Source organism: Paenibacillus aceris, assembly GCF_017874035.1.
Lineage (GTDB): Bacteria > Bacillota > Bacilli > Paenibacillales > NBRC-103111 > Paenibacillus_E > Paenibacillus_E aceris.
Map to the genome: position 1 here is coordinate 115020 of NZ_JAGGKV010000018.1, position 20390 is coordinate 135409.

Here is a 20390-nt window from a genome sequence, read left to right on the forward strand (position 1 = left end):
TGACACACATCCATGGGCAGCGACCACAAAAACAAATTTCTACTTACGAACCGCGAACGCGAAGTATTCGAACTATTAGTGCAGGACAAAACGACTAAGGATATCGCACAGCAGCTTTTTATCAGTGAAAAAACTGTGAGAAATCATATTTCGAACGTCATGCAGAAGCTGAACGTAAAGGGTCGTTCACAAGCGGTTGTAGAACTGATCAAGCTTGGGGAATTAAAGATCTGATTCCGTCAGCAAAGGGATCCATGTAAGCCTTCGAGGCCTCCTAGTGGAGGATTCGAGGGCTTTTATGTTGGTGCACGGGCACGCTAAAAGTGAACGTTTTGTTAACCCAACATTTCGACAGTAAGTGATCTCCAGCATGTACTATGATAATAACTAACAAGTACATTACATCTATAGGAGGCTATTACAATCCATGATGGAAGTAATCACCGATCAAAAAAATGTGTTTTCCCTTTCAAAACTCCTGAATGTGGAACCAGGCATTCTGTATCGACTCTGCCAATACATTGAGTCAAGAGGCCATCATTTTACAAAATCAGAAGAAGGCGCCTTTCAATTTAATGATAATGATATTGCTGTGATTTTAGCCCATTATTGATGGGCTTTTTTGTTGTTGATCGGGGGCTTTCCCCCTCAAGCGTTAAACTTGTTTAACAGCGTTATCGCGGACAAGTTGTGCGTTTAACTTAAGTTAGCGTTGAAGAACAACGTTACAGCGGGGATTTGGCGGCTGCGGTTGGGATTAGACAACCGCAGGATCAGTGAGACGGCCTTTTCGCACGTCACACAACCATTTCTCCACCGCCCCTGTTCAAATCAACAAAAAAGAAGCCCCTAGAGGCTTCTTCCATTCCCATACTTTCATTTTCACTTCATCTCAATCACAATATCGTGATAGAGGTCACAACCTTATTCGTGCCCTTCAGCTGTAAAAGCCGCCCTTCCTTGAACAACGCCAAGTTGCCGGAAATAGACACATTGGAAGCCACTTGATAAATGGCCGTTTGCTCCTTGCCATTAATGGTTTGCACGATAGAAATCGTAGCAAGCTCCCCTTTAGCATTCAGGGTCGTTCCTCTTAATTTCCCTTGAAGATCAAATGGCAAATTCTCATCTACCATTTTCGTCACTTCAATGTATATGACTTTACTGTCGGAGGTACGAATATCGACTTCGTCGCCGATTTTGAGATCAATCGGTCTGACCTTTACGCCGTTTCGATAAACGATAACATCCGGATGCAGCGCAAACGCTGTGGTCACGCCCGACTTCGTTAGCTTCAATTCAGTGTTGCTGACAGCAGCACTGACGGTGCCGTTGTTCGTAATGGGCTGCACCATTTTGGTCACTTCGATGTAGATGACCTTATTCTCTGAGGTACGAATGTTGACTACATCGCCAACCTGCAGCGCAGACAGTTCCACCTTCACGCCATTACGATAAACGACGACATCCGGATGCAGCGTTATTTCAAAATTCACGCCATCCTTCTTGAGTTTTAGTACGTTGTTACTCACCGCTGCAGAAATGGTTCCGCTGTTTGTGAGTGCTTGCGCCGTTTGTGTAACTTCAACAAAAATGACTTTATTCTCCGACGTCCGAACGTTCACCTCATCACCAACCTGCAGTGCGGAAGCAGCAACCTTCACCCCATTGCGATAAATTACTGCATCCGGATGCAAGGTATAGTCCGTTGTAACTCCTGATTTTGTAAGCTTCAGCACATTGCTGCTTACGACTGCTGAGACTGTACCGCTGCTGGATATCGGAACTACCGGCTTGGTTACCTCAATATAGATAACTTTGTTGTCCGAGGTGCGAATGTTAATTTCATCGCCGATTTTCAGCTCATAGGGACTCACTCTAATACCGTTACGATAGGCAACGACATCCGGATGAAGCAGCAAAGACGTGGTAACGCCCGATTTGGTAAGTGTCAATGTATTGTTAGAAACCGCTGCGCTAACGGTACCACTGTTAATAATGGTTTGAACAGTTTTGGTCACTTCAATATAAATAATTTGATTATTAAAAGTCCGGACACTTACCTCGTCCCCAGCCTGCAGGGCGGAAGGAGTTATTTTGATTCCGTTCCGGTAAACGTAAACATCCGGATGCAAGGCATAGGTCAATGTCGTTCCTGAGCTTGTCATCACTAGTGCGTTACCGTTAACTACACTGTTTACTGTTCCCGTAATTGTGTTATTTCCTTGATTCGGCAATTGGCCTCCTGTGCGATCAAGCAATGCCGCAAGCTGAGCCCGTGTCACCGGCTGGCCAGGCCTAAACGTATTGTCTTCGAAGCCGTCTACTAAACCTTTTTCAATGGCAACGGCCACATAACCAACGGAGCCTGCTGGGATCTGCTTCGCGTCTTTGAAAGGCAGAGCTGTGTTCATTTTGGCTTTGGCCTGAGCATCCAGCTTCAGAGCTTTGACCAAGAGCGTTGTCGCCCATAGCCGGTCCCCTTCTTTTTGGGGCTGAACGGTGTCGTCATTTTCGGCAAATAAATCATTTTCTAGCGCAACAGCTACATAACCAACAGCCCACGAAGGAACTTTATTGGCATCTTTAAAATTAAGATGAGTGCTCATTTCGGATGATGATTCTGCTTGACTGCGAAGTCCCATGAGTCGAACGGCTGCCGTAATCGCTTCAATGCGCGAAACGGTGTTCTGCGGTTTAAATGTACCATCCTCGTATCCCTCAAAGACACGCTTCGATGCTAAACTCGCAATGTAGCGAATGGCCCATTCTGCGCTCTTCAAATCGTTAAAAGTGAGATGAATTTCGACTTTATTCCCGTCATCTTTTCGATTGTTATTGTCTTTAGCTAGAACAGCTGTGCTGGTTCCCATGATCGTTACGAAAGCAAGGCCTGTCGCGATTACTTTTTTGAGCATCAAGCTTCACTCACACTCCTTCTCCTTAGATAACTGCATCCATCAGAACAATTCGTGGATATGGTTATTTTTAGGAGGGTATACCTTCATTTCCCATACAAATATTTTCCAATTCGAATCTCACACACTAGGCATTCAACCGGCACTCCATTGGCGAAAGCGCCTACATTATGCTATGTTGGAAGAAAATGCGAGCAAGGGAGCGAATGATAGGATGGTACCTACGCCGGATGCATCATTGTCACCATTTCATCCAATTCTGAAAAAATGGTTTTTTTCACGCTTCGGCGAGCCCACTGACGTGCAAAAGCAGGCTTGGAAAGAAATAAGCTCCGGCACGCATACCCTCATCTCTTCCCCTACCGGTTCCGGCAAAACTTTGGCAGCTTTGCTGCCTTGTATGGACGGTGTTGTGAAAAAGAAGCAGGCTGCCGGTGAACTTTACGCCCCCGGTGTTCGTGTGCTTGTGGTGACGCCGCTTAAAGCGCTCAACAATGATATTCATGATCATTTGTTTCATTTTATGACCGAGATTGAAGAGCTCGCGTCCACGCTCGAAAAGGATGCCGTCTGGCACGGACTCCGTGTCGGTGTTCGCACCGGCGACACCACACAGAGCACGCGGGCATCCATGTTGAAGCACCCGCCGGATCTGCTGGTAACGACGCCGGAGTCGCTTTACCTGCTGCTTACTTCTCCGCGTGCAAGAGAAATGTTAAAGAGCGTAGAACAGGTCGTCATCGATGAAATTCACGATCTGGCTGCGGATAGGCGGGGAATGCATTTGTCATTGACACTGGAAAGGCTGGACGTGTGGTGCGGGCGATCCGTTCAGCGGATCGGTGTTTCCGCTACACAGAAACCGATCTGGCGGGTCGCTCGTTTTCTCGGCGGATGGGAAGCGGACGAACCGCGCCCCGTCGCGATTATCGAGAGCAAAGCAGAGAAGCACTACGCGCTGCAGGTGACGATGCCGGAGCCTGCAAAGGCCAAGGCAGCGGATAAAGAGGCGATCTGGACGCCTCTTGTCGAGCGCCTACTGCAGCTGATGGAAGGCTGCCGCACCGTACTCATCTTCGCAAACAGCCGCAGGCTTTGCGAACGGCTAACCCTGCGACTCAATGACCATGTCGGACATGAGATCGCGCGCAGCCATCATGGCAGCGTCGCCCGCGAGATCCGGCTCGAGGTCGAACGCCAGCTCAAAGCCGGCGAGCTTCGCTGCCTGGTGGCCACGTCGTCGCTGGAGCTCGGCATCGACGTCGGCCATGTCGATCTGGTCATCCAGATCGACTCGCCTTTCACCGCTGCCGCAGGTATCCAGCGGATCGGCCGCGCCGGCCACGCCGTCGGCAGCGTTAGCCGCGGCGTGCTGCTCGCGCGCAGCCGCAGCCTGCTGCCGGAGCTCGCGGTGCTCGGCCGGCGGATCGCGGCGCGCGACATCGAGGCCATCCGCATCCCGCGGGGCAGCCTCGATGTGCTGGCGCAGCAGCTCGTTGCGATGGCCGCGATGGCGGACGAGCTGGATGTTGCGCTCCTGGCGCGCCTCCTCGCGCAGAGCGACTCCTTCCGCGAGCTGCCGAAGGAGCGCTGGCTCGCCATGCTGGAGGTGCTGGCGGGTTTGTACCCCTTTGCGCGTCCGCTCATCGCATGGGACCGCGAAACCGGCCGCTTGGAACGATTAGCGGCCACACAAATGGCCGCGCTGACGGGCGCGGGCACAATTCCCCAGAGCACGGCCTATCCCGTGCATCATAACGAAACAGGCCTTCATCTGGGTGAGCTGGATGAGGAATTCATACACGAATCGTCGATCGGCGACGTATTCCAGCTTGGCACGGCTTCTTGGCGAATCGTCCGCAAGCGTCCGGAGCGCATCTATGTGCAGGAAGCCGACAACCGGTACAGCGAAATCCCCTTCTGGCGCGGGGAAACCGGCGGAAAGTCTTATCAGCTCGGCGTTCAAACGGGGCTCCTCTGGCGCGAATTGCGCGATCGCCTGCAGGCACATTCACGCACGCAAGGAGATCTGGATGTCCAAGAATGGCTAATGGAGCAGTATTTCTTTGACGGGGAAGCCAGCCAATCTCTGATCAGCCTCATCCGTAATCAGATTGCGGTCAATACGGTACCGACCGATCAAACGGTCGTGATTGAAGCTTTTGCCGATGAACAGAACCAAACCCATTATGTCCTGCACAGCCTATTCGGCCGTAAAGTAAACCGCACTTGGTTAATGGCTCTGGAGAAGCATCTTATCCACACAGGGCATAAAGCCATCTATACGAATGCCAAGGATAATGGCATCGAGTTGATTTTTCCCAGCTATCAAGAATCCGTTGTGCATGCCATCATGTCCCTTTCCTATAGAGAAGCAGATCATTTGATTATCGGAGCTGTCGCGGAGTCAGGCATGTTTGGAGCGGCCTTCCAGCGGCTTGCGGAAACCTCCTTGCTGCTTTCCCGCAGCTTTACTCGAATGCCTGCCTGGCTCAAGCGGCTTCGCGGTCAGGAGCTTATGAAAGAAGCTCTGCCTTACAAAGAGCGTTTCCCGCTTTTTCAAGAAGCTATGCGCGAATGCCTGGAAGAACATGTCGATATGGAGCATCTTCAAATCATTTTGGAAGCCATTCAGGCAGGAGAAATTCAGTTTGCCGTTCACCGCAACCATTTCCCTTCGCCGCTAGCGGCTCAATTTCAATCTGATTATGTGGCGCAAAAAATATATGAGTCGGATAGCCTATCCCAGGACCTGCAAGTTGAACTGCTAGGCTTCAGCAGGCAGATGGCAGCCGATATATTCGGAGCGGAGACCGTTCGAAACGCGATAAGCCCTCAAGTCCTGGAAGCCGAAGAGACGAAGCTCTCCACGACGGAAAAAGCATGGACGAACGCTCAGCATGTATTTCGTTATTTAAAAGAACACGGCGATGCGTCTGTCTCCGAGCTCGTCAAGGCTGGTTCAGCCTCCGAATCCTCTGCCCAAGCCTGGATTTATGAATTGCTTGAGCAGGGCAAAGCTGCACACGCCCCCTTCACAGGGGAAACTCGTTACATATGCAGCGATGAGGTGGAATTCTATGCTTCACTCTCCTTAGACGCCCTCTCCAGGACGTTCGTCTTCCAAAGATATGCGGATGGGAAGCTCTCCATCACCGCAGAGGAGCTCGCGGCCCGCTATGAGCTGGAGGCTGCGCTCGTTACGCGCTGGATCGAGGAAGCAGCAAAGGCCCGCCTGCTGGAGCCTGCACCTTTTGCCGATCCCGAATTGGAATCGCTTTGGACAAGCACCAAGGTCGCATCGCGATTAATACGCCAGTCTCTTCAGTTGCTCAGGCGTGACAGCTCGGCGATTCTCCCGATCGCCTTCCTGGCACACATGCCGCTCATCCGCAAGTTGACAAGCAGAACAGATGTTCCGGGCATGGAACCGCTGCGCGATATCATCTCCAATTTGCAGGGCTTCTTCCTGCCTGTTTCACTATGGGAGTCTGTCTTATTCCCGACCAGGCAGCTTTCCTACCGGAAGCAAGACCTCGACACCTTGTGCTCATCAGGTGAAGTTCTGTGGATCGGCCGCAAGGAGCCCGACGAAAAAGAAGGGCGTATTGCCTTCTTTCTGGCCGAAAGTTCCGCCATTTTCGAACCATGTCTTGCCGCTATGCGCCATAAACCCGTCTCCGAGCCGGAGCTTCTCAGCCTGCTGCAGGACAAAGGAGCTGTCTTTCTCAGCAAGCTTGGCCTTGAAACTGGAAAGCCCCCTTCCCTACTCTTGGAAGAACTGCTCCAGCTCGTCTGGGATGGACAGGCCGCCAATGATCAGTTCACGCCGCTGCGGCTTCATGCTGCGAGTACTTCCGCTTCGAAGAAAGGGGACAAATTCCAATCAGGACTTGGCCGTTGGTATGCCTTAAGTACACTGCATAACGCCTCCTTTGACAGACAATCCTCCGCCATGCAGTGGACACATCATCTATTAGAGCGCTTCGGCCTGATCACCAAAGACCTTGTTGCTGCCCTTTGCCCTTTTCCATGGGAAGCGATTCATACCGCTTTGCGTCAATTGGAAGAGTGGGGACTTGTCGTTCGAGGACTATTTATCGCCGATTTACATGCGCTCCAATTCGCGACGAAAGACTTTATCCGTCTATTGCATCAGCCTTCGGCAGCTGACTCAGATCATCATCCTGCCTTCACGCTGGTCAGTGCTGTCGATCCCGCTAATCCTTTTGGACTGTTGGTCCCGTGGCCTGACATAGCCGGCATTTCCTTTGCACGCAAAAGCGGCAACTACTTAGCACTTAAGGGCAGCGAGTGGTTGTATTGGATTGAAAACAACGGGAAGCGCATCTATCAGCTGACTAGCGGTAACCTTGAAATAGCGGAGACCGCTCACGAGCTGCGACTGTTGTTCCGACAATTGCTCAAACACCATCAGCTGCGTAAAATCGTCATCGACACGTGGAACGGTGTTCGTATCTCCGATTCGCCTGGTCAGGAGGTTCTAAAGCTTCTGGGCGCAGAAAAAGACCGCACAAGCTTAGTTCTTTGGCCTAGCCAACTAAGCTGAATACGGTCTTCTATACACGTTCCACTTGTACTGCACATATCTTAAACTCCGGCATTCGGCTTGTTGGATCGAGCGCATCGTTCGTCAGCACATTGATCGAGTGCTCATCGCCCCAGTGAAAAGGGACGAAAACCGTACGAGGCTGAATACCTTCTGTCACCTTGACTTCAAAAACAAGCGAACCGCGACGGCTCGTTATGCGAATTTTACTATCCATGCCAAGTCCGATTCGCTTTGCCAGCCATGGATGTACCTCCGCAACGGGAACGGGAGCTTTCTTGTTCAGCGCTTCCGTCCGGCGCGTTTGTACACCGCTCAAATAATGGTTGGCAAGCCTTCCGGTTGTCAGCACGAAAGGATACTCCGCATCGATCGGCTCTGCCGGCATCTTCGGCTGAATGCCGAATAATTTGGCTCTGCCGTCGGGATGATGGAAATGATCTGCGAATAATTGCGGTGTTCCCGGGTGATCAGGAGCAGGACAAGGCCAGAATAGGCCTTTTTCTTCTTGCAGCCTTTGATACGTGATGCCGCTGTAATCGGCTTTCCCGCCGGCCGTTGCGGCAGCCAGTTCACGAAACACATTTTCAATACCCGCATATTGAAAATAAGCGCCGCGCCCCAGCGCTTCAGCCAGCTCGCAAAGGATGTGATAATCGAGCCTGCTGTTTCCCGGCAGCTCCATGGCTTTTTGGCGGTGAAACACGCGTCCCTCCAAATTGGTCATCGTGCCTTCCGCTTCTGCGAAAGAAGAACCCGGCAGAATATAGTGGGCGTAGCGTGCTGTTTCGGTTTCAAACATATCTACAACAACTAGCAAATCCAACTTTTGCAGCGCCCGCTCCACCATGCGGTTATTCGGGCTTGAGACCAGTGGATTTGATCCTAGCACGATTAGCGCCTTGATTTCACCTTCATCGACCTTCTTCAGCAGCTCATAGGCCGAGACGCCCTTGCCGGGAAGCTCGCTGGGATCGATGCCCCATACCCCAGCGACATGCTCACGCGCAGCAGGGTCTTCAATAGAGCGGTAACCTGGAAGCTGGTCAGCCTTTTGCCCATGCTCGCGTCCGCCTTGACCGTTTGCTTGGCCGGTTACGGCGCCATAACCGCAGCCTTTACGCCCTATTTTTCCCGTGACCAGTGACAAATTAATATAATTAAGCGTATTCTCCACGCCGTTCGATTGCTGCTCCAACCCTCTTGCCGTCAGGACAATCCCCGTTTCAGCCTTTGCAAAACCACGGGCAATCGTACGAATCACCGGTTCCAGAATACCGGTCAACTCCTCCACTCTTCCCGGCGTGAAAGGTTTCACGGCTTCCTTCAAGCTTTCAAAGCCCGATGTCCGCTCCTGAATAAAGCGTTCGTCGACAAGCTTTTCTTCCACCATGACATGCAGGAGACCATTGATAAACACCGAATCGAACCCAGGTTGTAAGCGGACATGAATATCAGCAACCTTGGACGTCATCGTATTGCGTGGGTCAATCGTGACAATTACCGCGCCTTTTTTCTTCGCTTCAAGCAGGTACGGCATCATAGTCGGCTGACATTCCGCAATGTTGGTGCCGGCTAGGATTAAATATTTAGCATTCGGAATTTCGGACAAAGGCATCGTCATCCCCCGGTCAATGCCGAAGGCTTGATTGGAGGCCGCCGCTGCTGAAGACATACAGTAACGGCCATTGTAATCGATATATTTACTTCTCAAAGCAACACGGGTGAACTTGCCGAGCAAGTAACAAACTTCATTGGTTAAAGATCCGCCGCCGTATACGCCAATTGCATCTGCACCATGTTCCGATTGCAGGCTTTGGATGCGCATTGCAATGTCGGCATAGGCGTGCTCCCATGTCACCGTTTGCCAACGCCCTGATCCGTTGGCCGACCTTGCCAATGGCTCGAGAATGCGCTCCGCATGAAACACATGATCCAAGGCATTCAATCCCTTTTGGCAGAGACGGCCAGTGGCGACCGGAAAGTTCTGGCTTGGTTTAGTGATGAGACCGGATGTCTTCTCGCTCGGTATAATCTCCAAACCACACTGCATGCTGCAGAAGCAGCAATGGGAGGAGGGTTGATCTGTCGATATGGTCAGTAATGGTGATTTCATGTTCACCCCACGCTTAACAAGCCAATTCTTTCCCTACCGGGAATCCTATGAAAACAGTTCCCTCATGAACTTTCGTCGAATATGTTTGCACACAGCCCGTATCCGGTGCTTGCACGAGCCCTGAAGGAAGATGAATTTTGCGGTCATGCATCGGACAGAAAACGTGCTCGTCACAGACAATACCCTCCGCAAGCACACCCTCTTTGTGCGGACAACGGTTTTGAATCGCGGTTAGCTTGCCGCTTTTCATCTTGAAGAGAGCTACCTCCTCCCCTTGATAACGAATCGTTTTGCCTGTATTCACTGCTAAATCCTCATAAGATACGGCCTCAACCCAGATCATTTGCTCTTCTCGTGTTTTCATGGTCTTCTCCTCCTGAGTGATTTATTAGTTAAGCTCTACGACTTCGTACAGGTCGCGCTGAATTTTTTTGCTTTCGATCGCTTGTTTCCAAGGGTCCTTCGTCACGGAAAGCGCTTGGTCCATTCGGGCGCATAATTGTTTGCGCTCTTCCTCATTTTGAACGACATCACGGATCTTCTCGATACCCAAACGGTGTACCCATTCGCTCGTGCGCTCGCCGTATTTGCCGGTTTCGCGATAATACTGCAAATAGGCTTCCGTATATTCGATAATTTCTTGCTCTGTCTTCACTGTTGTTAAGAGGTCGCCAACGCGTACCTTCACACCGCCGTTTCCTCCGGCATACAGCTCCCAACCGCCGTCTACGGATACAACGCCCAAATCCTTAATACCGGATTCCGCACAGTTCCGAGGACATCCCGATACCGCAAGCTTCACTTTAGCCGGTGTGTTCAACCGCTCAAAGCGCTTCTCCAGCTCAATGCCCACCGCCATCGAATCACCAGTACCGAACCGGCAGAAGGTTTCGCCGACGCATGTTTTGACGGTACGCAGCGCTTTACCGTACGCATAACCTGAAGGCATATCCAGCGCTTCCCACATTGCGGTAAGATCTTCTTTCTTCACGCCAAGCAAGTCGAGTCGTTGTCCGCCGGTAAACTTCACTGTCGGAACATTGAATTGCTCCGCTACTTCCGCAATCCGCTTCAATTCGGTCGGGTTCGTTACGCCGCCATAGATTCGCGGAACTACCGAGTAGGTGCCATCCTTTTGAATATTTGCATGCATACGCTCGTTAACGAAGCGCGATGTGCTATCGTCTTTATAAGTTTCAGGGCTTACCATACCCAGGTAGTAGTTAAGCGCAGGGCGGCATTTGGAACAGCCCTCTTCATTTTTCCAATTGAGCACGCTCATCACTTCACGTACATGCGACAGACCTTTTTCTCTAATAGCCTCAACCACTTCATCCCGTGTATGGTCCGTACAGGAGCAAATCGATTCTTTGACAGCATTTTTATCGTAAGAGGAGCCCAGCGTGAAAGCTAATAAATCGCTGACAAGCGGTTTACAGCCGCCGCAAGAACGGGAAGCCGTCGTGCAGTTTTTCACCTCTTCAACGGAGGTTAAGCCTTGCTCTTTAATTGCCGAACAGATCGTTCCTTTGGTTACGCCGTTACATCCGCAAATAATCGCATCGTCTTTCATATCGGCAACACCGGAAGCCGCTCCGCCTCCACCCTCTGAATCCGTCAAAATCGATGTCTTAGCCATGCCGCTGACATCTGTTTCTTCACGGATCATCTGCATAAGCCTCGTGCCGTCCGCCGTATCTCCAAAGAGCACCGCACCGATAATTTTGTTATCCTTGATCACGACTTTCTTGTACACACCTGTGAACTCATCATGAATGCGAATCGCTTTGGTTCCTTCTTCATCCCCGAATTTCCCGCCTGAGAAAACGTCAACACCGGATACTTTCAACTTCGTATAGAGAACGGAGCCTTCATAAGGACCTGTTTCCACGCCTGCCAAATGCTTCGCTAACACAGCACCTTGTTCATAAAGCGGCGCTACCAGACCATATGCAATGCCACGGTGCATCGCGCATTCCCCTACCGCATACACATTGGGAACACTAGTTTGCAAATAGTCATTTACGATAATGCCAGGATTACAATCCAGGCCAGCATTTTTGGCAAGCGCTACATTCGGACGAATACCTACCGCCATAACGATCAGATCCGCTTCAGCCACAGTGCCGTCTTTGAATTTCAAACCGGTAACCCGTTTATCACCGATGATTTCTGCTGATTGCTTCTCTAGCAAGAAGTTAATTCCTTGCTCTTCCAGAGCTGCCTGCAGCATTTTGGACGCAGTGCGATCCAATTGACGCTCCATAATCGTATCGACGATATGAACGACATCCACTTTCATTCCTAAATTCAAGAAGCCCCTCGCTGCTTCCAATCCGAGCAAGCCGCCGCCGATCACGATCGCCTTTTTATATTTTTTGGCGGATTCAATCATGATTTCACAATCACGGATGGTCCGGTAGGCCATAACCCCTTCTTTATCTGCGCCAGGCAGTGGAATCATAAAAGGATTGGATCCTGTTGCCAAAATCAATTTATCGTAGGAAACCGTTACTCCTTTATCGCTCGATACAGTTTGAGCCGTTGTATCGATTTCCGTCACCGTTTGGTTTGTATAGAGCGTAATCTTATTGTTTACGTACCATTCATAGGGATGGATCACGATATCCTCTACTTTGGAATCTCCCGAAAGTACGTAGGATAGCAAAATACGATTGTAATTCGGATGAGGCTCAGTACCAAAAATAGTTACCTCATATTTATCAGGAGTAAGTTTAAGCAAATGTTCAACCGCGTTGACGCCCGCCATCCCATTTCCGACTAAAACCAACTTTTCTTTTTGAGTCATGGTCTCATCTTCCTCTCTAGTGTGTCTATCTCTATATCCCATATCACTTTGTTATCCATATCCGGAAAAAAATCCAACTGGGAGCAGCAGTCTACGCGATCACTCCCAATTGGCAAGTATGGGATATGGAGCTCAAGCAGTTCAAAATTTGAACTGCCAAAGACGGTAAGTCGCAAACGTCTTTGCCCATACAGCCTGAGAATTCCGAAATTCCTGAATCACTGAGCCGCTGAGTCGTGTAAACCGCCAAGCTGCATGGGCAAAAAGGTTTAATTGGGCGCTGCCGATCCCGCCATTAACACTGTGCAGGACCAGCAGCCGTACCATTTACTTAAGCATGCACGCTATCAATAGCCGTCTGTGATACTTTCACCTTACCGCCTTCGCCAATCCAACTGCGTTTCCATTGCCCTTGGACAACTGCGATCAGAAGGATGCAGCATGCCGCAATAGCGCTCAAAATGAGGAAGCCTGGCGTGAATGAGCCTGTTGCTAACTTCACATTCCCTAGAATTTTTGGTAGGAAATAACCGCCAAGCCCGCCTGCTGCGCCAACAATACCGGTTACTACGCCAATTTCCGCTTTGAAGCGTTGTGGAACTAGTTGGAATACCGAACCATTGCCCATTCCAAAAGCCATCATCGCAACGAATAACAAGACCGTTGTAACCGGCAGTGCTGGAAGCGTTGAAATCCCCGCCATCATTAATGCAACAACCCCGTATAACCCCATCAGCATCCGAATGCCGCCTACTTTATCCGCCAACCAACCGCCTACCGGCCGGAAGAAGCTTCCGCCGATCACACATAGGGTTGTAAAATCCGCTGCGCGAACCGGCGAGAGACCATATTGAGTATTAAAGAAGATGGTTAAGTAGGTTGACATGCCGACGAAACCGCCGAACGTTACGCTATATAAAATACAGAACAACCAAGAATCCTTTTGTTTCAACACTTTGCCGTATTCAGCTACGGTTTTAGGCGCCGGTTTATTCGGGCTGTTTTTCGCTAAAATACTGAAGATAACCAAGGTTATGGCAATTGGAATCATCGCAATGCCGAATACAACATGCCAGTCGCCATAATGCTGGGCAATCCGGTTAGCAAAAAGAGTAGCGAAGATCGTGCCGCTGTTCCCCGCTCCGGCAATTCCCATTGCCAACCCTTGATACTGCGGCGGGTACCAGGAGCTTGCAAGCGGCAGTGCGGCTGCAAAACTCGCCCCGGCAATACCGAGCATCAATGCAACGAAGTACATATCTCCCATACTGTCAGCGAACTGCCATCCCCAGAATAAAGGAATCAAGGTTAATGATAATCCGATTTGTCCAGTGAGCTTAGGACCGATCTTATCGGTCAGAACGCCCAGCACCAGTCGAAGCACCGCTCCGCCTAAAGTAGGCAGGGCAACGAGGTTCGCTTTCTCGGCGGCATTTAAGTGGAAATCATTAGCCAGAATGACCGCCAGCGGTCCCAGCAGCACCCATACCATGAAGCTCATGTCAAAATACAAGAATGCGCTGAACAAAGACCCTTTGTGTCCCACTTGCATAAAACTTTTCCGATCAACCATGATCTTCCCACTCCTTTTGCGAGGCTTTTCGCCTTCTTTTTTTCCTATCCTGACTTCTGCTTGCATGCTATGGACAAAAAAGGCCGACAAACATAACCCACCATACGTGGGATGTTTACCGGCCTCTTCGCCATTGCTGCCACTTCTTCGTGAACAGCCTGTTCATTACTAATTCGTAAAGTAAACATAAAAAGCCTATCCGGTTACGTATTTGTAAGAGGATAGGCGCCATTGCCTAGTTAGTGGCACATCATTGTGCCGATTTCTAACTTGATTATAGTACGGCTCCACGTGTATGTCAATAAACATAACACAAAAATATTTTAAATGTCAGATTCTCCTACTACATCGACAAAAAACAGGCGTATATGCTATAGTTGTACCGTATAACAATTCAATCACCCTAGAAACCTCACATAAAGTTGCCATAAGGTATTAAGCTTACACGATGGAGGTATTCAAATGTTGCAATCATTTATACTGATCGACGAGTTGAAGCAAACTCGCTCAGCTACCTCCTCGCCATCTACAACCGAGATGAGCTATTCAAATCGTACCCTTCCATCCTTACCAGACGAGGTGTTGAAGGATTTGGGGTTTCGCATCTATACGGCATCTACGGCTCAAGAAATTTCCTTCATCCTTCCTAAAGTCGATGCGATATTATTAAGTGTAAACCCAGATCAAGTGGAGACATGGCGCTTACGCGTGCTCGCCCAGCGCAGCCTCCCCCTCTTCTGGTGGTGTGATACGCACACTTTTCCTTCTAATGAATGCAGAATGGATGCAGGTATAGATGGTTTAATCGGTTCAACGATGAGTCCGCTTGAAATTCACTGTGCACTGCTTTTGGGCGTGAATCACTATTTCCAAAGAACCGAATGGCAGCAAGAGCGCGAACAGCTCCTCTCCAAGCTGGAAGAACGCAAATGGGTCGATCAGGCCAAACGGATTTTATGCGAACTTAAAGGCATTTCCGAAGCGGAGGCATACGACTTTTTGCGAAAACAAGCCATGAATGAGCGTAAACGTATGGTAGATGTCGCTACCTCCATCGTCAAGGTGTACCAACTACTACGAGACCAGAATCAAGGAGGCCGAAAACGATGATATCTTTATTAAAAGAAGTAGGCCGCGGCAAACGCGGAGCGAGAGATCTTTCGTATGAAGAGGCTTCCCAAGCAGCAGAGCTCATACTAACCGGCGGTGCCACACAAGCTCAGATGGGTGCCTTTCTAGTTGCAGAACGCATCAAAATGGAATCGCCCGATGAGATTAAAGCCTTCATCCACGCGCTGCGCAAACGGACCGTTGCTTATCCGATTCCCGGCAGCATGGACTGTGCCGGACCTTATGATGGACGCTCCCGTTCGTTCATCGCGACCCTGCCGACCGCGTTCGTGCTTGCGGCCTGCGGTCTTCCAACTACGCTGCACGGCAGTCCGAGCATGCCGCCCAAATGGGGCATCACACTGACGGATGTGCTGGACGCTCTTGGCGTCCCCCTGCTGACGACATCGCGCGAAGCGCTGATCTCCGCAGCGGCACGAACAGGGTTCCTGTTCACGCCAACGGAGAGCTGGTGCGCACCGCTTGGAGAGCTGCGGGAACTCCGCATCGAGCTTGGCTTGCGGACCGTATTTAACACGGCCGAGAAATTGCTTCGTTTCACAGAAGCGCCTTACATGGCTGTCGGCGTGTTTCACGGCACGGTTTTCGAGAAAATTACGAATTTACTTATCGAATTGGGCATCACCCGCGGGATCGTCGTGCAGGGCATGGAAGGTTCAGAAGACCTTTCCGTGGAGAAACGCACGCGAACTTACGTTATTCAAGAAGGCTCCAGTGAATTATTCATTGTTGATCCTGAAATCTACGAACTGATGGTTGAAGTGCCTGAAATCGAATGGACCGCTGAGCTCCAAGGAGAAACTGCGTTGGCCGTCCTGCGCGGAGAAGCTGAACTTCCGTTCTTGAACATGGTGCTGCTCAACAGCGCTGTGCGCCTCTGGGTTTCCCAGAAAGCCGGGTCCATTGAAGAAGGAATTTATATGGCCAGGCATGCGATTGAACAAAGAACTGCCCTCCAGAAATTTACGGAATGGACAGAAGCGATTAAGCCTGTATCTGCAACTTAGAAAAAAGGCCCCCATGGATGTGTATCCAGCGGCGGGCCTTTTGCCTTATTTCACGGAATCCGCTACCTGCTTCACCATGCCTTCAACGGAAATCAAGCCGCCGCCGGAAAGGTACCAATAGTTCGCATCCAGATAAATGATGTTGCCGTTCTTGAACGCATTTGTCTTTTTCACAAGCTCATTTTCAATGATTTGCTTGCCTGTCGATTTCCCGTCCACGACTTTGCCGCGGTCGACCACAAATAAATAGTCCGGATTTTTCTCCAGGATATACTCGTTCGAGATATTTTGACCGTGCGTAGACACTTCGATTTTGCTGTCCGCCTGCTTGAAACCAAACACGTCATGGATGATGCCGAAACGGGACCCTGCCCCGTAAGCGCTCAGCGCCGTGTCCTGCACAAGAACAATCAGTGCGTTCTTACCTGTGGCGGAAGCTTTAGCCTGCAGCTGCTTGGCAGCTCCGTCAATTTTAGCGATTTCCTCTTCCGCTTTCGCTTCTTTGCCGAAGATTTTACCTAAGGTCACAACGTTTTCCTTAAAAGATTCCATGTATTTCGTGTTATCCACGCCCATGAAAATGGTCGGCGCAATTTTACTAAGCTCAGCGTAAGCTTTCTCTGCACGGCCGGAGATGATGATCAGATCCGCTTTGCTTGCATTGATTTTCTCGAAATCCGGCTCAAACAAAGTGCCGCCATTGATGTATTTGGAATCCTTGAATTTCCCCAAGTAAGAAGGAAGGCTCGCTTGCGGAACCCCTGTAACCTCAACCCCCAAACGATCCAGGGAATCTAGCACGCCGTAATCGAAAACGAAAACTTTCTTCGGATTCGTTTTCACTTTCGTTTCCCCTAGTTTGTGCTTCACTGTTATTTCCGCCGGAACCGCAGCCGTAGCCGCCGCTGTTGCTTGCGGGCTGGCTGCCGCAGGCTTCGCCGTTTCTGTACCGGCCCCGCTTCCATTGCCGCATGCGGCTGCAAAAATCGCGATCATTACTGCTGAGATCAAGACTACTATTTTTCTACTCATCGCTAGACACCTCTTTCATTTACTTAAAATACACACAAATCTTATTTCCGTTTATCTCTCGAATCGCAATGTCCATCTCATAAATATCGCGCAGGACTGCGGAATCAATGATTTCACTTACTGGACCTTCCTTCACCAACTTGCCCTGTTTAAAAGCCACAATATAATCCGAGTAGCAGGAAGCAAAATTAATATCATGGATGACGATAATAACCGTTTTGCCCAATTCATCCGCTAGCCGTCGCAGCACCTTCATAATTTGAACCGAATGTTTCATATCCAAATTGTTGAGCGGCTCATCGAGCAGAATGTACTCCGTATCCTGCGCGATAACCATCGCGATAAATGCCCGCTGGTTTTGACCTCCGCTTAGTTGATCAAGGTATTTATGCTGCATGTCCTCAAGCTCCATATACCGGATGGCTTGATCAACGAACTGCCAATCTGCTTTGGTTAATTTGCCCTGTGAGTAGGGGAATCTCCCGAAGCTTACCAAATCCCGCACGGTCAGGCGCACATTGATGTGATTGGACTGCTTGAGAATAGCAAGCTTCTTGGCTAATTCCTGGCTGTTGGCTTTGCTTACTTCCTCGCCGTCAATGAGAATTTCACCGCTGTCCTTCGTCAGGAGCCGGGAAATCAATGAGATGAGGGTGCTCTTGCCGGCGCCGTTAGGACCTATAAGCGACGTAATCCGGCCCTTGCCGATCCGGAGCGATACATTATCCAATACGGGGTTGTTTCCGTAGGATTTGGACACATTTCTGACTTCAATCATGACTTATTCTCCCTTAGCAGCAGGTATAAGAAGTAAACGCCTCCGACGAAATTGATAATGACCGCAAGCGGTGTGGAGAAGCTGAAGATGCGTTCCATAATCAACTGGCCTCCTACCAAAGCAATGACGCTAATCAGGATTGAGCCGGGGATCAAATAACGGTGCCGATGCGTCTTCATAAACTGGTAAGAAAGGTTGGCCACAAGGAGACCCAGGAAGGTGACCGGACCGACCAATGCCGTCGCAATGGAAACCAGAACTGCAATGATGATCAGCAGCCGTTTCACGACATACTCGTAAGGAACACCGAGATTCACGGCATGCTCTCTGCCCAGCGAAATGACATCCAAGTATTTCAGGAATCTCAGGCTGTACAGCCCAATCAGAATGCTTGAAATGACTGAAATGAGCAGCAGTTTGCTGTTGACGTTATTAAAGCTGGCAAAGGAACGGCTCTGCAAAATCGCATATTCATTGGGGTCAATGAGCACTTCCATAAACGTCGTGAAGCTGCCGAAAAAGGTGCCGAGAATAATGCCGAACAGCAGCAGGAAGTACAAGTTCCGTCTTTCACTTTTAAACAAAAATTTAAAAAGCAGTAAAGCGAAAAGCGACATCAAGCCAACGGTAATGACAAAATTCATATTCACATTCGCCGATAGCGCGCTCTTCGAGCCAAGCAGAAAAATAACGGTGGTTTGAATGAGCATATACAAAGCATCCAGACCGATAATGCTCGGGGTTAAAATCCGGTTGTTCGTAATCGTCTGAAACAAAATGGTCGAATAAGCAATTGCTGCGCCTGTTAACAAGATGCTGATGACCTTGCTGCCTCTTCTAGGGAGGATATAATCCCAATTCCCTCCGGCATTCACCGTTAGGAAAGCGGCTGTAACGCCCAGAGCAACGATCGCGAGCAAACTGAGCTTCCATCTAAACGTCATAAGCTTGTCTCCTCAGCAGCAAGTAAATGAAAAGCCCGCTCCCGATCACCCCGACGGTTAAGCCGATTGGAATTTCGTAGGGATAGATGAGTACGCGACCCAGAATGTCGCAGAACAGAACGAAAACGGCCCCCAGCAGCGCTGTATGCGGCGCAATCTTCTTCAAGTTATCCCCTTGATAAATGGATACAATGTTCGGAATAACCAAGCCGAGAAACGGGATAATTCCCACGCTCAAAATGTTAACCGAAGCGACGACTGCGACGATAACCAAACCGATGTTGACGACCCGACGGTAATTCAGCCCCAAATTCAACGAGAAATCCTCGCCCATCCCCGCAATCGTGAAACGATTGGCATAGAGATAAGCAATGATCAGCGTCGGAATGCTGATGTACAGCAGCTCATAGCGCCCCTTCATCACTGTTGCGAAGTTGCCCTGCAGCCAAGAGGAAATATTTTGGATGAGATCAAACTTATACGCGAAAAAGGTGGAAATGGAGGTAATGACACTCCCGAACATGAGGCCTACCAACGGGATAAAAATCGTATCTTTGAACCGAATGCGGTCCAGAATCTTCATGAATACATAGGTGCCGGCCAATGTAAATACAAAGGCGACCAAGATTTTCTGCAGCGGCGTCGCATCTGCGAACAGCAGCATGGCCACGAGAATGCCGAGCCTCGCGCAATCCATCGTCCCCGCGGTTGTCGGAGATACGAATTTATTGCGGCTGAGTTGCTGCATGAGCAGCCCGATCACACTCATGCTCACTCCTGCGATGACAATGCTTATCAGGCGCGGGATCCGGCTTACCAGCAAAATATGGGCTTGATCCTCTGTTAAATGAAACAAATCAAGGGGACTTATCCCTTTAACCCCTATAAAAAGCGATGTAATCGAGAAAATAATGAGAGCAATCCCTAAATATCTTTTTTTCATAGCCTATTCTATGACTGTCAGACGTTCACCGGCGGGAATGCGCTCCTGTGCGGAGAGAATTCTGCCAGGATATCCAGTATGCAGACTGCCGATGATTCGCTCGCCCGGCTTCACTCCGAAAGCTTCCCTGAACGCCTCCACCTTCAGCAGCGGATAGGTTTCCCACACCATACCAATGCCCTTCTCCCACGCCAGCAAGCTGAAATTGTGAATCAGGCATGCAGCCGAGGCATAATCCTCTTCCGCGATGGTGGGGTTCGCATTTACCTGCAGAACGACCGCGATGAACATCGGGACGGACATGAACTTGTTATACAGTTTTTGTCCGATCTCCTTCGCTTTCTCCGGGTCCGGCTCGTTAGCCTCCCTGAACTTGCGAACGATCTCCGCCAGCTTTTGGCGGCCTTCCCCCAGAATAATGACAAAGCGCCACGGCTGCGTCATCCGGTGATTAGGCACCCAGACGGCTGTATCCAGAAGCTCGGTGACGAACTCTACGGAGAGTGGTCTATCTTCAAATTGATGAACGGAACGCCGTTCTCTAATGAGTTTTGTTAGCTCCATATACC

The 20390-nt window shown here is 50.0% G+C and carries 15 protein-coding genes; 5 read left to right on the top strand and 10 right to left on the bottom strand.

Features of this window, described 5'->3' with window-relative positions:
* Window positions 1-12: 12 nt before the first annotated feature.
* Complete coding sequence (locus tag J2Z65_RS26095; protein WP_028556998.1) at window positions 13-234, top strand: helix-turn-helix domain-containing protein; 222 nt, start codon at window positions 13-15, stop codon at window positions 232-234.
* A gap of 193 nt (window positions 235-427) precedes the next feature.
* Window positions 428-613 carry a hypothetical protein gene (locus J2Z65_RS26100; protein ID WP_167069008.1) on the top strand — a complete coding sequence of 62 codons (186 nt, stop codon included), beginning with the start codon at window positions 428-430 and terminating at the stop codon, window positions 611-613.
* A 283-nt stretch (window positions 614-896) separates the two neighbouring features.
* On the opposite strand, the gene J2Z65_RS26105 is transcribed toward J2Z65_RS26100, so the two are convergent.
* Window positions 897-2918 carry an S-layer homology domain-containing protein gene (locus tag J2Z65_RS26105; RefSeq protein WP_167069279.1) on the bottom strand — a complete coding sequence of 674 codons (2022 nt, stop codon included), beginning with the start codon at window positions 2916-2918 and terminating at the stop codon, window positions 897-899.
* On the opposite strand from J2Z65_RS26105, the gene J2Z65_RS26110 reads away from it, so the two are divergent.
* A complete protein-coding gene (locus J2Z65_RS26110; protein WP_240160102.1) occupies window positions 2872-7488 on the top strand; it encodes a DEAD/DEAH box helicase in 4617 nt (1538 codons plus the stop codon). The genes J2Z65_RS26105 and J2Z65_RS26110 overlap by 47 nt on opposite strands.
* Window positions 7489-7498: 10 nt before the next feature.
* Here the strand turns inward: J2Z65_RS26110 and J2Z65_RS26115 are convergent, their stop codons facing one another.
* The 4 genes from J2Z65_RS26115 to J2Z65_RS26130 all read right to left on the bottom strand — a co-directional run bounded on the left by J2Z65_RS26115 (window position 7499) and on the right by J2Z65_RS26130 (window position 13986).
* On the bottom strand, window positions 7499-9604 hold the full coding sequence (locus tag J2Z65_RS26115) for a molybdopterin oxidoreductase family protein (RefSeq protein ID WP_167069006.1): 2106 nt from the start codon (window positions 9602-9604) through the stop codon (window positions 7499-7501).
* Between the two features lie 13 nt (window positions 9605-9617).
* Entirely contained in the window at window positions 9618-9968 is a 351-nt protein-coding gene (nirD, locus tag J2Z65_RS26120) for a nitrite reductase small subunit NirD (protein ID WP_240160101.1), read from the bottom strand.
* A gap of 24 nt (window positions 9969-9992) precedes the next feature.
* On the bottom strand, window positions 9993-12413 hold the full coding sequence (gene nirB / locus J2Z65_RS26125) for a nitrite reductase large subunit NirB (protein WP_167069003.1): 2421 nt from the start codon (window positions 12411-12413) through the stop codon (window positions 9993-9995).
* 331 nt (window positions 12414-12744) lie between these two features.
* A complete protein-coding gene (locus J2Z65_RS26130; RefSeq protein ID WP_167068999.1) occupies window positions 12745-13986 on the bottom strand; it encodes a nitrate/nitrite transporter in 1242 nt (413 codons plus the stop codon).
* Window positions 13987-14448: 462 nt separating this feature from the next.
* Here J2Z65_RS26130 and J2Z65_RS26135 point away from each other — a divergent pair, with 462 nt between their 5' ends.
* Together J2Z65_RS26135 and J2Z65_RS26140 are read left to right on the top strand one after the other, a co-directional pair.
* A complete protein-coding gene (locus J2Z65_RS26135; RefSeq protein ID WP_167068996.1) occupies window positions 14449-15096 on the top strand; it encodes an ANTAR domain-containing response regulator in 648 nt (215 codons plus the stop codon).
* Entirely contained in the window at window positions 15093-16124 is a 1032-nt protein-coding gene (locus tag J2Z65_RS26140; protein WP_167068993.1) for an anthranilate phosphoribosyltransferase, read from the top strand. The genes J2Z65_RS26135 and J2Z65_RS26140 overlap by 4 nt, the downstream gene beginning before the upstream one ends.
* Window positions 16125-16169: 45 nt before the next feature.
* Here the strand turns inward: J2Z65_RS26140 and J2Z65_RS26145 are convergent, their stop codons facing one another.
* Genes J2Z65_RS26145 through J2Z65_RS26165 form a run of 5 tightly spaced genes read right to left on the bottom strand, consistent with a single transcriptional unit; the run spans window position 16170 to window position 20385 of the window.
* Complete coding sequence (locus J2Z65_RS26145) at window positions 16170-17156, bottom strand: siderophore ABC transporter substrate-binding protein (protein WP_167068990.1); 987 nt, start codon at window positions 17154-17156, stop codon at window positions 16170-16172.
* A gap of 19 nt (window positions 17157-17175) precedes the next feature.
* On the bottom strand, window positions 17176-17934 hold the full coding sequence (locus J2Z65_RS26150; protein ID WP_167068987.1) for an iron ABC transporter ATP-binding protein: 759 nt from the start codon (window positions 17932-17934) through the stop codon (window positions 17176-17178).
* Window positions 17931-18878: an iron chelate uptake ABC transporter family permease subunit gene (locus J2Z65_RS26155; protein WP_167068984.1), complete on the bottom strand. Its 948-nt coding sequence runs from the start codon at window positions 18876-18878 to the stop codon at window positions 17931-17933. Before J2Z65_RS26155 ends, J2Z65_RS26150 begins: the two co-directional genes overlap by 4 nt.
* A complete protein-coding gene (locus J2Z65_RS26160) occupies window positions 18868-19821 on the bottom strand; it encodes an ABC transporter permease (protein WP_167068981.1) in 954 nt (317 codons plus the stop codon). Before J2Z65_RS26160 ends, J2Z65_RS26155 begins: the two co-directional genes overlap by 11 nt.
* A 3-nt stretch (window positions 19822-19824) precedes the next feature.
* Window positions 19825-20385 (bottom strand): nitroreductase family protein, encoded by a 561-nt coding sequence (locus J2Z65_RS26165; RefSeq protein WP_167068978.1) that lies wholly within the window; start codon window positions 20383-20385, stop codon window positions 19825-19827.
* Window positions 20386-20390 lie beyond the last annotated feature (5 nt).

Excerpts from the sequence above, each read along its gene's own strand:
- J2Z65_RS26095 (WP_028556998.1), top strand. The coding sequence starts at position 13 with ATGGGCAGCGACCACAAAAACAAATTTCTACTTACGAACCGCGAACGC.
- J2Z65_RS26100 (WP_167069008.1), top strand. The coding sequence starts at position 428 with ATGATGGAAGTAATCACCGATCAAAAAAATGTGTTTTCCCTTTCAAAA.
- J2Z65_RS26110 (WP_240160102.1), top strand. The coding sequence starts at position 2,872 with ATGATCGTTACGAAAGCAAGGCCTGTCGCGATTACTTTTTTGAGCATC.
- J2Z65_RS26105 (WP_167069279.1), bottom strand. The coding sequence starts at position 2,918 with ATGCTCAAAAAAGTAATCGCGACAGGCCTTGCTTTCGTAACGATCATG.
- J2Z65_RS26115 (WP_167069006.1), bottom strand. The coding sequence starts at position 9,604 with ATGAAATCACCATTACTGACCATATCGACAGATCAACCCTCCTCCCAT.
- nirD (WP_240160101.1), bottom strand. The coding sequence starts at position 9,968 with ATGAAAACACGAGAAGAGCAAATGATCTGGGTTGAGGCCGTATCTTAT.
- nirB (WP_167069003.1), bottom strand. The coding sequence starts at position 12,413 with ATGACTCAAAAAGAAAAGTTGGTTTTAGTCGGAAATGGGATGGCGGGC.
- J2Z65_RS26130 (WP_167068999.1), bottom strand. The coding sequence starts at position 13,986 with ATGGTTGATCGGAAAAGTTTTATGCAAGTGGGACACAAAGGGTCTTTG.
- J2Z65_RS26135 (WP_167068996.1), top strand. The coding sequence starts at position 14,449 with ATGTTGCAATCATTTATACTGATCGACGAGTTGAAGCAAACTCGCTCA.
- J2Z65_RS26140 (WP_167068993.1), top strand. The coding sequence starts at position 15,093 with ATGATATCTTTATTAAAAGAAGTAGGCCGCGGCAAACGCGGAGCGAGA.
- J2Z65_RS26145 (WP_167068990.1), bottom strand. The coding sequence starts at position 17,156 with ATGAGTAGAAAAATAGTAGTCTTGATCTCAGCAGTAATGATCGCGATT.
- J2Z65_RS26150 (WP_167068987.1), bottom strand. The coding sequence starts at position 17,934 with ATGATTGAAGTCAGAAATGTGTCCAAATCCTACGGAAACAACCCCGTA.
- J2Z65_RS26155 (WP_167068984.1), bottom strand. The coding sequence starts at position 18,878 with ATGACGTTTAGATGGAAGCTCAGTTTGCTCGCGATCGTTGCTCTGGGC.
- J2Z65_RS26160 (WP_167068981.1), bottom strand. The coding sequence starts at position 19,821 with ATGAAAAAAAGATATTTAGGGATTGCTCTCATTATTTTCTCGATTACA.
- J2Z65_RS26165 (WP_167068978.1), bottom strand. The coding sequence starts at position 20,385 with ATGGAGCTAACAAAACTCATTAGAGAACGGCGTTCCGTTCATCAATTT.